The organism is Acaryochloris thomasi RCC1774 (genome assembly GCF_003231495.1).
Classification (GTDB): Bacteria; Cyanobacteriota; Cyanobacteriia; order Thermosynechococcales; family Thermosynechococcaceae; genus RCC1774.
Genome location: NZ_PQWO01000002.1, coordinates 80,744 through 94,767 on the forward strand (window position 1 = coordinate 80,744; position 14,024 = coordinate 94,767).

The 14,024-nt window shown below is 52.6% G+C and carries 10 protein-coding genes; 6 read left to right on the forward strand and 4 right to left on the reverse strand.

The features are described from left to right. Positions 1-87: 87 nt before the first annotated feature. Positions 88-969 carry a glutamate racemase gene (gene murI / locus C1752_RS03310; protein WP_110985048.1) on the reverse strand — a complete coding sequence of 294 codons (882 nt, stop codon included), beginning with the start codon at positions 967-969 and terminating at the stop codon, positions 88-90. Positions 970-1,342: 373 nt separating this feature from the next. Beyond that, the gene (locus tag C1752_RS03315; RefSeq protein WP_199464274.1) at positions 1,343-3,361 is read right to left on the reverse strand and encodes an elongation factor G; all 2,019 of its coding nucleotides are present in this window, start codon (positions 3,359-3,361) and stop codon (positions 1,343-1,345) included. Positions 3,362-3,609: 248 nt separating this feature from the next. Here C1752_RS03315 and C1752_RS03320 point away from each other — a divergent pair, with 248 nt between their 5' ends. After that, entirely contained in the window at positions 3,610-4,692 is a 1,083-nt protein-coding gene (locus tag C1752_RS03320; RefSeq protein ID WP_146242266.1) for a tetratricopeptide repeat protein, read from the forward strand. Between the two features lie 221 nt (positions 4,693-4,913). Continuing rightward, complete coding sequence (gene malQ / locus C1752_RS03325; RefSeq protein ID WP_110984636.1) at positions 4,914-6,413, forward strand: 4-alpha-glucanotransferase; 1,500 nt, start codon at positions 4,914-4,916, stop codon at positions 6,411-6,413. A 43-nt stretch (positions 6,414-6,456) separates the two neighbouring features. Here malQ and C1752_RS03330 read toward each other — a convergent pair whose 3' ends face one another. Beyond that, complete coding sequence (locus tag C1752_RS03330; RefSeq protein ID WP_146242267.1) at positions 6,457-7,074, reverse strand: hypothetical protein; 618 nt, start codon at positions 7,072-7,074, stop codon at positions 6,457-6,459. 261 nt (positions 7,075-7,335) lie between these two features. Between C1752_RS03330 and C1752_RS03335 the strand changes: the two genes are divergently transcribed. Continuing rightward, positions 7,336-9,057 (forward strand): DEAD/DEAH box helicase, encoded by a 1,722-nt coding sequence (locus C1752_RS03335; RefSeq protein WP_110985049.1) that lies wholly within the window; start codon positions 7,336-7,338, stop codon positions 9,055-9,057. Positions 9,058-9,132: 75 nt separating this feature from the next. Here the strand turns inward: C1752_RS03335 and stpA are convergent, their stop codons facing one another. Next, a complete protein-coding gene (stpA, locus tag C1752_RS03340; RefSeq protein ID WP_110984638.1) occupies positions 9,133-10,392 on the reverse strand; it encodes a glucosylglycerol 3-phosphatase in 1,260 nt (419 codons plus the stop codon). 486 nt (positions 10,393-10,878) lie between these two features. Between stpA and C1752_RS03345 the strand changes: the two genes are divergently transcribed. The 3 genes from C1752_RS03345 to C1752_RS03355 are packed head-to-tail and all read left to right on the forward strand — an operon-like array spanning position 10,879 to position 14,018. Continuing rightward, positions 10,879-12,144 (forward strand): ABC transporter substrate-binding protein, encoded by a 1,266-nt coding sequence (locus C1752_RS03345; RefSeq protein WP_110985050.1) that lies wholly within the window; start codon positions 10,879-10,881, stop codon positions 12,142-12,144. Then, complete coding sequence (locus C1752_RS03350; protein WP_110984639.1) at positions 12,145-13,131, forward strand: carbohydrate ABC transporter permease; 987 nt, start codon at positions 12,145-12,147, stop codon at positions 13,129-13,131. Beyond that, positions 13,128-14,018: a carbohydrate ABC transporter permease gene (locus C1752_RS03355; RefSeq protein WP_110984640.1), complete on the forward strand. Its 891-nt coding sequence runs from the start codon at positions 13,128-13,130 to the stop codon at positions 14,016-14,018. Before C1752_RS03350 ends, C1752_RS03355 begins: the two co-directional genes overlap by 4 nt. Positions 14,019-14,024 lie beyond the last annotated feature (6 nt).

Below are 14,024 nucleotides of genomic sequence, written 5' to 3' on the forward strand. Positions count from 1 at the left end.
GCCTCACGCGAGAACAATGATCGACCACCGCCGATCCCCTAACTCCTTTGCTAATCTTGACAGATTAGCTGCGCGGTTGAGACAGAACTATAAAACTATTTTTTCAGCAGTGGCATCCGCTGTCGAGATCTCTGGGGTCGTTTCTGGCCCGTCGGCAAAAATCACTTGGTCAACCCAAGGACGTCTGCCTAACCATTGTTTTGATAGGTCGGCAAATTGTTTCGGGCAGCCGCTCACAAAAAATCTGGGGCGCTGGGGACGACGACTGGTATGTAGCTGTAAAATGCTCAATTCTTGGGCCGTGGCGGCGGCCATCCGGACGGCTGGATTAACGATATGAACAGACTTTGGCAGCAGTTCTTCGATGACAGGGGCAAGGTGAGGATAGTGGGTACAGCCGTATACAAGGGTATCAATCTGGGCCTCTAGCAAAGGCTGTAAGCGCTGCCGCACAATCTCAAGAGTGGCGGGTTCATGAATCAGGTTGCCTTCGATGAGAGGGACAAATTCAGGGCAGGCCACTTGAAAAACTTCTGCCTGGGGATTTTTTTCTAAAATAGCGCGTTGGTAGCTGTCGCTGGCAACGGTTGCGGGTGTGGCAATGACACCGATACGCTTTCCCTGGACCGCCGCTGCTCGGGCGCCGGGGAGAATAATCCCGAGAATCGGAATGCTGAATTCAGAGCGAACTGCGTCTAGGGCTAGGGCTGAACTGGTATTGCAGGCCATGATTGCCATTTTGACTGGGTACTGCGTCATCCAGTCTAGGATTTGTCGGGAGTAGCCGAGGATATTGGCCTGTGGCTGTGTGCCGTAGGGAACGTTGGCGGTGTCGCCAAAGTAGAGAAAAGATTCGCGGGGCAGTTGGGCCTGAAGTTCTTTAAGGACTGTTAGTCCACCTGAGCCACTGTCAAAAACGCCGATGGGCAACTGCTGGCGTGATTTACGCCCTCGATGAGGCTGGCTCAACCCTTCAGATACACGGGTCGAGCGGCCATCCTTAGATAAAAACGCCACGGGCAACTTTCCTCACACACCAGAACTTTGTCTCCTCAGTACGTATTATTACTCATTGAGCGCCAAAAACGTACTCCAAGCACCAAAAAGCTTGACTTTTCGGTCTGTCTAGAACCTATGTTTTACAGCATAGATATTGATGAATCTTCAGGCTGTGATTTTGGCCGGAGGGTCCGGTGATTTAAATCATTTGCCTTGCAAAATAATCCTGACCATAGACCTGCCCGTAGCGGTTGCATGGAGTAGGTTGCGGCCTGTGATTGGCCTTGAGCATAGCCGACTCAATCCCAAGCTGCAACCCCTAATTTTGAGTTTTAATCTTTGGTTAAGCAGCGGGGGCTGTTTCAACCTGAGTAAGGACTCGTTCTGCGACTTTATCGGGGACGATTTCTAGATGATCATCTTGCCAGTTGAAGAAGCCGACGCCTTGGGTTTGCGATCGCAACTCAATAATCAAAGTCTGCATTTCCGCCATCGGTAGATAGGCCGAAATCTCATCCCAGCCGCTCCAGTCTTTCTTGGGTTCATAGCCCAGAATCTGACCGCGATGATGAGTGATCACGCCCAGTACCTTAGACGTCAAACTTGCCGGGGTCGAGAGCGTTACCCGCTCAATCGGCTCCAGCAAGACCGGATCGCAGTTCGCTAGCCCTGACTGCATGGCAATCCGAGCCGCCTGCTTAAAGGCCTGCTCTGAACTATCGACGGAGTGGTAGGCTCCATCGGTGAGGGTGACCGACACGTCTACGACTGGGAAGCCTAGCGTTCCTTGCCGCAGGAACTCCCGCACGCCGGTCTCGACGCCAGGAATGTACTGCCGAGGCACAGAGCCGCCCACAATCTTTTCCTGAAACCGGAAGCCCTCACCCCGAGACTGGGGCTGGATGTCAAGGTGAACGTCGCCAAACTGTCCGTGGCCCCCGGTCTGGTGCTTGTAGCGACCGTGGCTGTGGGCGGCTTTGCGAATGCTCTCTTTATAGGGGACGTGGGGGGTGTTGGTGCTAACGGGCAGGTTGAACTTGCGGCCCAGGCGATCCTTGGCAATCTGAAGATGGATGTCTCCCTGGCCCCAAAGGATCATTTCGTGGGTGGCGTCCCGATGCTCCCAAGAAAGGCCGGGGTCTTCTTGGATCAACTTTGCGATCGCACCGCTTAGCTTCACCTCATCCTTCCGGTTCTCCGGCTTAATTGCCAAAGAGAACACTGGCTCTAATGGATTGGCCTTCGGCAGCGACAGCGCCTTACCCGCCACTGTCAGCGTATCGCCGGTCTTAATGGGTTCCATCCGGCTGAGAACCACAATCTCGCCCGCCTCAGCCTGAAGCGTGCTTTTTTGCTGCTGACCTGTCAAGTGATAGATGCCACCAATCCGCGCCTCATTGAGTGTCATCCCGTCGTTGAGCTGTCCCTGCCAGATCCGCACCAGCGATAGCTTCCCACCTTGAGAGGACAGGAATGTCTTCAAGACCTGCGCCACAGGGCGCTCTGCTTCTGCATGGAGGCCACGACGGGCTGCGGTCTCACTTGAATCGGGGGCTTCTTTGACGAGGGCATCTAAGAGCGGTCGAACTCCGAACTCCTTGTCCGCTTCGCCGATGAACACCGGCACAATTTGGTCTGCCCCTAGCTCTGCTTTAAAGTCCTGCAGCACTTCTTCCTGGGGTGGCTCTACATCTTCTAGAAGCTCTTCTAGTAAATGATCGTCGAAGTCAGCCAGCGTCTCTAGCATGGCTGCATGGGCCGCTTGCTCCTGCGCCTTCAGCTCTGCCGGGAACGGAATCGGATCGGCGGCGGCATCAGGATGGTACTGGTAGGCTTGCTCACTGACGAGATCGATAAAGCCCGTGAGCGTTTCGCCATTGCCGATTGGATACTGGTGCATCACCAGCGGTCGACCGGAGACTTGCTTGAGCGCCGCTAATACCTCATTGAACTCAGTGTGGGACCGGTCCATTTTGTTGATGAATACTAGGTGCGGAATTTCCCATTCATCTAGCGTTTGAAATAGGGGGGCCAGGGTTAAAACGCGATCGGGTTCGGGTTCGCAAACCACCACGGCGGCGTCCACGCCTACCAAGACGTTCAACGTCTCCTGGAGTAGCTCCACAGAACCGGGACAGTCTAAAAAGTTAAAAGAAAGGCCGCCATGCTCAAGGCTGGCAGCCGTTACTTCTGTACTCATCTGGCGGTCGCGGGCTTCTGCCGCAGCATCACCCACCGTATTTTTGTCTGAGATGGATCCTTTACGGGTAATCACTCCACTAACGTAGAGTAGACTTTCCAACAGGGTAGTTTTACCACTAGAGTAAGGACCCACAATCGCAATATTGCGGAAAGTGGTCATAATTGCCTCGCTGATGGACTATAGATAACCGTCCTGACATCGTATTCAGCGGAAAATCTGCCAAACTTGAAACTAGAACGGCAAGATTTAAGTCTTTATGGGGAGAGACTTAATTTAGATGTACTTCTGGTGTAACCCAAACTTGGGGAATTCTAGTCAAAGGTGCCTTTTGTTTTAAGGACGGGTTAAAAACCATGAAGTATGTTGCTTTTTTATGACTATCTGCGGTTGAGATATAGGAGACATTTGTGCGTTACTCTCGGGTCGTTTTAATGGGGCTATGTTTGGCTTTGAGCGGTGGTATAGTGCTGCCGCTCTCCGCGCCCGTTCAGGCTCAAAGTCAGGCCAACAGTGAACGGCTGTTCAAGCTCTTTCAAGAGGGAAAAAAGCTTGTCGAGCAGAAAGATTTGCCGGCTGCGCTGACGAAATATCAGCAAGCGGCTCAGCTCGATTCTAAAAACGCCCGGATTTTTTCTGCGATTGGCTATATCCAGGCAAAGCTGGGTGAATATGATGAGGCTGCAAAGGCCTATCGTCAGGCCATTGCGATTGATGGCAAAGACGCCAATTTTCATTACGCTCTGGGCTATAGCCTCGGCAACACGGGTGACAACGAAGGGGCTGCCGAGGCCTATCGTCAGGCTGTGCAGCTCAACCCTAAAAACCTGAAGGCGCTGGAGGGACTCGGCGTGATTCAGAGCCGCCAAAAAGACTTTGAGGGGGCCGTTGAAACCTTTAATAAAATTGTTGCGATCGCACCTAAAGACTGGCAAGCCCACGATGCTAAAGGTCGGATTCTGCTGCAGCAGGACCAGCTGCCGGAAGCGATTGCCGCCTTTCAAGAAGCATCGAAGCTTTCACCCAATACGGGCGATATTCAGATCAACATAGCGATGGCCTACCTGCGACAGGGTAAGGTCACTGAAGGCTTAGCAGCCCTTGAATCAGCGGCGAGTCTTGACCCGCGTAACAGTCGCGTTCACTACCGCATCGGGCAGTTACTCAGCCAGCAGAGCCAGCTTGATGAGGCGATGGCCTCCTATCGAAAAGCCCTGCAGTTTGAGCCTCGATATGCTGATGCTCTCATTGGGCAGGGAGATATTGAACGATCTCGTGGCAATGATCTGGCCGCAGTGGTGGCCTATCGTCAAGCTATTAATGCTGATTCCCAAAAGCCCGAAGCACACTACAGTCTTGGGTTAGCTTTAATCGAACGGGATCGCAAAGAAGAGGCCATCAAAGCGCTCAAAATGGCCCGTCAGCTTTATCAAAAGCAGGGCAATCGCGATGCGATTGAAAAAACTGATGAAGCACTAGAGCAGCTGGAGTAAGTTGATTTATCTCGCTTCTGCAACTTGTTGGAGCTTTTGCGCCTCTGAATGAATATTTATTAGAAAATCCTGACTTACAGATTCTCGGCTGTGCGGTCATGCTCTTGCTGTTTAACGAGGTTGTTCTCGAGATCTGTTCTGGGGCCGAATTATTTAACTGCAGCCAACCATTATAAATGTGGTATGAGTTGTGAGCGTTGACCAATTATTATGGGTGTTCCATGCCTTTCCCGAGAGCCAGCGGCCTTCTTCTACACCCCACGTCTCTACCCGGTTCTATGGGAATTGGCGATCTAGGCCAAGCCGCCTATGATTTCGTTGACTTTATGCATCAAAGTGGTCAGCGACTCTGGCAGGTATTGCCGCTAGGGCCCACTGCCTTTGGACATTCTCCCTACATGAGCTATTCGGCGATGGCCGGAAATGTTCTGCTCATTAGCCTTGAACGGCTGCGGGACCAAGGACTGCTGGAATCATCGGATTTAGAGGTGGGAGTCGGCTTTCGTCCGGGTACGGTCTCCTACGAGCTAGTGGATCAGATTAAGCTGCCTTTGCTGTTAAAGGCGTTCCAGAATTTTCGCCGGGTCGCAACCGTTGCGACCCGGCAAGCCTTTGCTGAGTTTTGTCGAACGCGGATCCACTGGCTTGATGATTATGCTCTCTTCATGGCACTCAAGGCTGTGCATCGGGGCATGGCTTGGAACACATGGGAGCCTGGATTAGTTCATCGGGATCCAGAGACCTTGAGGCAGTGGAAGAGTAAGCTGGCTAACGAGATTGAACTGCATAAGTTTCTGCAATTTGAGTTTTTTCGGCAGTGGTCGTCTCTGAGGCAATATGCCAACGAGTGCAGTATTCAGATTATTGGGGATATTCCCATTTACGTCGCCCACAATAGCGCTGATGTCTGGTCGAATCCAGAGCAGTTTCACCTCGATCCGCAAACGGGGGAGCCTGCCTTGATGGCCGGGGTGCCGCCGGATTATTTCAGCGAGACCGGGCAGCTTTGGGGCAACCCTATTTACCGATGGGATCGGATGCAGGCGGATGGTTTCAAATGGTGGCTGCAGCGCTTTCGCACCATGCTTGACTATGTTGATCTCATTCGGGTGGATCACTTCCGAGGCTTTGAATCCTACTGGCAGATCCGGCAGGGGGAAAATACGGCGATTAATGGTGAGTGGGTTCCTGCACCGGGTGTGCAGCTCTTTGAGGCTCTCAACAATGAGTTGGGCCGCTTGCCCATTTTGGCGGAGGATTTGGGCATCATTACGCCAGAGGTTGAGGCACTGCGGGATCGATTTGGCTTCCCGGGCATGAAAATTTTGCACTTCGCCTTTGGCTCTGGTGCAGGCAATCCTTATCTGCCCCATAGCTGCCCGCGTAACTGCTTGATTTATACGGGCACCCACGATAACGACACGACGGCAGGCTGGTTTTCATCGATCTCAGCGGATGAGCAGCAGATCGTTTCTGATTATGTGGGCGGACTCTCTGACGAGGGAGTTCATTGGGATTTAGTCAGGCTAGCCCTGCGTTCTGTTGCCAACCAAGTGATTATTCCGGTACAGGACTTGTTGGGATTGGGCAGCGATGCCAGGATGAATCTCCCGAGTACGGCGGGCGGAAATTGGGTCTGGCGTTATGACACCCACGATTTGACGGATGAGATTCGCGATCGCCTTTTGCACCTGACGCAAATCTATAACCGCGTTTACTGAACTCAAGTCTTTTTTTGATGCTGCTTGATCGCTAAGCTGACCGTCATAACAACTGCTCCTGCTCCAAGAGGAAGAGTAGTGATTGCTGGTTTGTTTTTTGCTGTTTGATTTCGACGCTAGGTCCGGCAATGTTTGCGATCGCATCTTTGGCCTCCGCCAACGAAGACACCGGCTTTCCTTCTCGAATGTGTTTCAGCATACTTTCCTCAGAGACATGCCGATGGTCGTGCTTCAGGAAAAGGTAGGGATATAAACCGGGTAATAAGCGACCCTCTTGCACCGGAAACGCAGCCTCATCGCTAACGCCAATTGGATACCAGAGTTGTGACTGTGGTTCTGAGTCCAAAAACATTAGTATCTGCTGGCCTTGGGAAAAGCGATTCCCCTGTATGGGTGTTAACGGTGTGCAGGAGGGGCCCGTATCGTAAACCTGATTATCAATCAACAGCTTGGGTTCTCGATGCTCGCCTTTGAGATAGGACTCAACAGCTAAAGTTGCTGTCGTTTCGCTGGCTTGGATGACGGTGCCCACCACCACAATTTCACTATTTAATACGTAGCCGACTAGCGGTGGGGCAATCCAGGAACAGGCGACCGCCTTTGTCGATGTCATCAACGAACTAGCGATCAGGACGCCGCAGAAGAGAGACTTAAAATTCATGATCATTGCTCTCCAGATCCATCTGAATATTAGGACTGGCTTGACTGTGACTTAGTTTCTTCTGTTTCTACTATGGCTGCAAATAACTGGGGTATCGTCTATGATTGGAAAGTTCTCTGCAGCCGGTGAGCTGGGTCATTCCGTCGCCACAAGCTGGCCCAGGTATAAGCTCACCCTTCTTAAGGGCCTATCGGTTTAGGTCCTCAACTGTTGCCCGACGCGGCTGTGACGCTGCGGGCTGTTCTTCTATCTCTGTACTTCATGTCTGATACCCCAACAATGCCTCGGTTCGCTGATCTTGCGATCGCACCTCCCCTATTGCAAGCCATCGACGACGCTGGCTATGAAGCTCCGTCTCCTATTCAAGCGCAAAGCATTCCCCCCTTACTGGAAGGGCGCGATCTGCTAGGGCAAGCCCAGACCGGCACGGGCAAAACCGCAGCCTTTGCTCTGCCTTTGCTCAGCCGCGTTGATCTCTCCTGCAAGCAGCCGCAAATCTTAGTTTTGACCCCCACCCGCGAACTGGCAATTCAGGTCGCTGAAGCGATGCAGGGCTATGCTCGCCATCTGAGTGGGTTCCAGATTGCGACCCTCTACGGTGGTCAGAACATCAGCACTCAACTGCGCCAGCTGCGGCGGGGCGTCCATACCGTTGTCGGTACGCCGGGACGTTTGATCGATCACCTGAAGCGCGGCACTCTCAAGCTCGACAGTCTTGCGACTATTGTCCTTGATGAAGCTGACGAAATGCTGCGGATGGGCTTCATTGAAGATGTTGAAACTATTCTAGAGGAGACGCCCAAAGGGCGACAGGTCGCTCTTTTCTCTGCCACGATGCCGTCCGCCATTCGCCGGGTGGCTCAGCATCATCTCAACAATCCAGTAGAGATCAAGATTAAATCCAAGACCGCCACTGTTGCCAGCATTACGCAGCGTTACTGGCAGGTGCAGGGTCTCCAGAAGCTCGATGCCCTCACCCGCATCCTAGAGGTTGAAGACTTCGACGCCATGCTGGTGTTTGTGCGGACCAAAGTGATGGCGGCAGAACTGACCGAGAAGTTAGAGGCGCGGGGCTACTCCAGCGCGGTATTGAGCGGCGATGTCAGTCAGGTGCTGCGGGAGAAAACCGTTGAGCGCCTCAAAAGTGGCCGTCTCGATATTATTGTGGCGACGGATGTGGCGGCGCGGGGCTTAGACGTTGAGCGCATTAGCCACGTTATTAACTACGATATTCCCTACGATACTGAAACCTACGTCCACCGCATTGGTCGTACGGGAAGAGCCGGTCGCACCGGCGATGCGATTCTGTTTGTCTCTGGCCGTGAAAAACGGATGCTGCGCTCCATTGAGAAGGCAACGCGACAGCCTATTCAGCCGATGAAGATTCCTAGTCATGCTGATATTGCCGATCGCCGGATTGTGCAGTTCAAGCAGATGATCACCGATACCATTGAAGATCAGGATCTCGGCTTCTTTGAAGATCTGGTGAGCAACTATCAGCAGGATCAAGACCTCAGCCTGCGCGAGATTGCAGCGGCTTTGGCCTACCTTGTTCAACGAGAGCGGCCTCTCGTTCCTTCTGAAAAGGAGATCCAAAAAGACGGTGCGTTTACGGCCGGGAACTGGGCTGCAGATCTAGGCAAAAGCTCTCAGGTACCGATGCAGCAGTTTCGGATTGAGGTGGGCCGCGAGCATGGCGTGAAGCCGAAGAATATTGTGGGTGCGATCGCAAACGAGATCAACCTTGCACCGTCCTACATCGGTCAAATCAAGTTTTTCGACACCTTCAGCACCGTGTACCTGCCAGAGGACATGCCAGACGCCGCCGTCAAGCATCTCAAGAAGGTGCGGGTCTGCGGGCAGCAGCTCAAGATTAGCGTCGGGGCTGGCGGTGGCGGATATAACGCTGACCATGGTAAGCCTAGCCACAAGTCAGGCAAGCGTAAGCACGTCAAGAAACAGCCTCGCAAGGCTAAAGCCTAAATCATAGGCACGCCTGTATCTGTGTATATGAGCGTGCCCGTTGTTTATACAAGGTTGTCTTTATACAGTCCGCAGCTAGGCCGATGTCTTCGCTGCTCTGGCTGCTGCTGCCTGCTGAAATATTTTGCAGTACTGCAAATGACCGTCAGGGAAGGCCATGTTAAGCTGCAGCGGGTCTTCTGTATCTTGGGGATCGCAGGGTCCTTCGATGACGGTGCCGCCCTCTAGCTTCAGGGGCTTACGGTTTTTGACCTCTCCGGCGCTGCTGTCGATGTAAACCGTGAGGTTGCCGGTGTTGAACTGGCCGCCAATGTCTTGGATCAGCGTTAAGAAGTTGCGATCGCTTCCCCCTCTCCGCACCACGATCTGTCCTGACTCCTCAACGACTTGGCTGTTGACCGTATCGCCCACGCCAATGATTGTTGGCATCTGATCGGGATCAAAATTGGTTTTTACTAGGTCTAGTAAGGCGTTGCGATCACTCGGTGCCTGTCGAGCGTTGAAGCCTTCCCCGAGTGGGTATGTTCCTGTGCGGTTAAAGATATAGCGATTGAGCAGCGCCAGCACTCCTGCTTCTTTGATCGCTCCTTGAACCATGAATTGAAAATCTGTCGTTCCTGAACCCTCTGGACCCGCAAACCAAATGAGCTCTTGCCCCTGCGAATCTTGTCCAAGATTGGGAGCATAGTGAACAAAGAAAGAATCCCCTAAGTCCTTTTCCTGTGCTTCTGCAAGTAGCCGATCAATGAGGGCCTTTATGTTTTTCTGAAGTGCCACGTATACCTCTGGAGCATCTTGGAGATGGGCATAGAACGTATTGAGATTGGCCGTGGGTGACGCTTTGTTATCCAGGACAGAAGCAGCAATACACTCTTCTAGAATGCGTGATTCTAGTATCTCTGGATATTGTTGAAAAAAGTCGTGGAGTTGCCTCGCAATGCGGTCTGGAACGGCTTGGAGAAAGGCGAGCTCTGCCTCACTCACGCCAGGATGTGATACAGCCCCCTCTCGGTCTTGCCACTGGATACCGCCTGCTGCCAGTCCCGGCAGATAATTAGGGACTGAAGAATCTTTGAAGGCTTTCTCAACAATGTGATTAACGCCCCGCTGACCGATATGCTCACCATTGGTTAAGACGTAGAAGTGCTGATCAAAGGCATTCGTCGCCCGAACGTAGTCAGATGTAATCACCCGCGTGAGGGGATCTTTAACCAACCCCATACAAACCCCATCTAGATCTTGAATAATCAACAGATTCTCGGTGGTCGCTAACAAAGCTGCGAATGTCTGATGGTCAAGACTCAGAGATTGATCATGGAGCGGGGTATCAGGCATCGGGAACCTCTCCTCAAAAAGTGGCGGTGGACTTGCTCTCAATAGTCTAAGGGAGTAGGCCGACGGTCTGGAGACCCATGCTCATATTGATGCTTCAGTGCGTCTCTTAACTGACTGCGCCTGAACGATGCCGAAGTTCCTTCGCCTTCAGTGGTTTGCAGTATCTAAAATTCCTGAAAAAATCCGATTGTGGTGACGGCTTGTATGTCGGAGACTTGCGATATAGAAACGCAATCTCCATGGATGGAAACGCTCTATGCGTGGCAGGTCGGGGGGCGACCCTCGCAGCAGCATTAGAGGACAGCGTGTTGCTAAACTAAGTGCCGAAAGGACTTCAAAACTGCCTGAAATGCATTCAACGTCCTCAATCCCTCATTTTGAGGAACTTTGACCTTCAACACCTCCCTCGGGAGCAGGAGGTCAATCCTATAAATAAGCGCTTTTAGCAACGGCTTATTAAATATCAATCGTTTCGCTAAGGTAATGATGAAATTTAACTGGTGTGTAAGGATTTTTCTCGGGATAAGCCTGCTGGGTTTAACCGCCTGTGAGTCCACTGACGACCCCAATAAGAAAACAGTCACGATCTTAGGGGTCGTGGTCGGTGAGCAGCAAGACAAATTAGAAGCAGCCTTGGTGCCCTTTGAAGAGAAGACCGGCATTGAGGTCGAATATGAAGGCACAGACGCCTTTGCCACTCTTCTGCCCGTGCGTGTTGAAGCCGGTGATGCCCCCGATGTTGCCATGTTTCCGCAGCCCGGTTTGATGCAGGACTTTGCCAAGTCTGGCAAGCTGATTCCCGTGACCAACTTTATGGAGCCGTCGGCGCTAGAAGCGGCCTACCCAGAAGACTGGCTGAACTTGGCAACCGTCGATGACAAGCCCTATGGTGTCTGGTACCGAGCCTCTGTGAAAAGCTTGGTGTGGTACAACCCAGAAGCCTTTGCCGCCAAGGGCTATGAAATTCCTAACAACTGGACTGAGCTGATCGCCCTGAGCGACAAGATTGTGGCCGATGGTGAAACCCCCTGGTGTCTCGGCATGGAAAGTGGCGACGCGACCGGCTGGGTCGGTAGCGACTGGGTTGAAGACATTATGTTGCGTACGGCTGGCCCGGAGACCTACGACCAGTGGGTCAGTCACGACATTCCCTTTGATGCGCCCCCTGTGAAGGCGGCCTTTGAAAAGTTTGGTGAAATCGTACGCAATCCGAAATATATTTCGGGTGGTGCCGTCAGCGTTATTAGTACGCCCTTTGGCGATTCTCCGAAGGGGTTATTCAATGACCCACCCCGCTGCTATCTCCATCGGCAGGCTAACTTTGTGTCTAGCTTTTTCGGCGATGACGTCATCCCTGGCGAAAATGTGGATGTCTTTCCCTTCCCGGAGATCGATGCCAAAAATGGTTTGCCGATCTTGGTGGCAGGCGACGTGTTTGGGATGTTCAACGATACCCCAGAGGCCCAGGCGCTGATGGAGTATTTGGCGACCCCTGAACCTCACGTCATTTGGGCTAAGAGCGGTGGCTTTATCTCTCCCCATAAAGAGGTGCCGCTAGAAGCTTATCCCGATGATGTGGCGAAGAAGCAGGCTGAGATTTTAGCCAATGCTGAAGCCATTCGGTTTGACGGTTCAGATCTGATGCCGGGGGCCGTCGGGACGGGGTCTTTCTGGAGTGGGATCGTCGATTATGTCAACGGCGCTCAGGTGGATGCCGTCGTGTCGAAAATTGAGTCGAGTTGGCCAAAGTAAATGCTAGATGCCGAAAATCTCAATCGCATTCTAAATGCACTGGTCGCCATTGTGGTTGGTTCCGGTGGCGTGATTGCGCTGTTCTATGCCATGAATGCGCTGGTGGCTGCGCTGCCCTTCAAGGGGAAGTCGAGGCTGCTGCCCTGGGTTTATATCAGTCCGGCGCTTGTCATTTTGGTAGCTTATCTGGTTCTGCCAACGATCTGGACAGTGTACATCAGCTTTTTTGATCGCCGCTCAGAAGATTTTGTGGGGCTTGATAACTACATCTTTGCGTTTACCGATGCCTCGATGCTGGTGGCGTTCCGTAATAATTTGCTGTGGCTGGTGTTAGTGACCGGCGTGAGCGTGGCCCTGGGGCTGGTGATTGCGGTGCTGGTGGATAAGGTCAAGTATGAAGCCTTTGCCAAGGGACTGATCTTCATGCCCATGGCGATCTCCTTTGTTGGGGCTAGCGTCATCTGGCGGTTTGTCTACGCCTATACACCGCCGGAGTTCGAGCAGATTGGGTTATTGAATGCGATCTTGGTCCAGGTCGGCTTTGAACCCATTGGCTGGCTGGTGAACAAGTCGGTGAATAACTTTGCCCTGATCGCGATTATGATTTGGCTGCAGACCGGCTTCTGTATGGTCCTGCTGTCTTCAGCCGTTAAGGGTATTCCTGGCGATGTGCTAGAGGCGGCCCGCATGGACGGGGCCAATGAGCTGCAGATCTTCTGGCGGATTACGATTCCGATGATTCGCTCCACGATTACGGTGGTGGCGACGACGGTGGTGGTCTTGGTGTTGAAGGTCTTCGATATTGTGTTTGTGATGACGGCAGGGAGGCTGGACACGGATGTGATTGCCAGCCGCATGATTAAAGAGATGTTTAATTCCCGAGATTTTGGCAGAGGAAGTGCGATCGCAGTCATTCTTTTAATCGCAGTTATTCCCGTAATGGCGGCCAATATCCGACGGTTTCGTCAGCAGGAGGTGAGTCGATGACTGCCGCTAAGCCCATTAAAAAGAAGCGTTTCAGCAAGTTTGAGACTTTCGTGAGCCGTGCCCCCGTGCATATCGCAGTGATCGCGATTGCGCTGATCTGGACGTTGCCGACGATTGGACTGCTGGTGAGTTCAATTCGCATGCCCGATGTGCTGCTGGAATCAGGCTGGTGGACGGTCTTTCAGCTCCCCTTTGACTTCACGCAGTTCCAGCTCAAGAACTATGCTGACGTTCTTCAAGGGGAAGATATGGGTCAGGCGTTTCTCAATAGTCTGGCGCTTTCGATTCCGGCGACGGTGATGCCAATTGCGATCGCAACTTTCGCCGCCTACGCCCTCGCCTGGATGGAATTCCCCGGACGGCAGGTTCTGTTTGCCCTAATCGTTGGCTTACTTGTTGTTCCCCTGCAGATGACGTTGATTCCGATTTTGCGGGTCTACAACGAGACCAACCTAGCGGGCACATTCTTGGGCGTCTGGCTCGCTCACACGGGATATGGACTGCCCTTAGGAATCTATCTGCTTCGTAACTACATTGGGTCGCTACCTCGTGATCTAATTGAGGCCGCTTCAATGGATGGCGCTTCGCACCTGAAGATTTTTACGCGACTGGTGGTGCCGCTTTCGACACCTGCGATCGCATCTTTTGCTGTCTTTCAATTCCTGTGGGTGTGGAATGATCTGCTTGTGGCGCTGGTGTACTTAGGAGGCGATCAGAAAGTGGCTCCAGTGACGTTGATTTTAAGAAATCTAGTAGGCGACCGCGGTCAGGATTGGCATCTGCTCACGGCTGGGGCCTTTATCTCTATGATTGTGCCCTTAATTGTGTTCTTCTCTCTGCAGCGCTACTTCGTGCGAGGCTTGTTAGCCGGATCGGTAAAAGGATAGAAATTG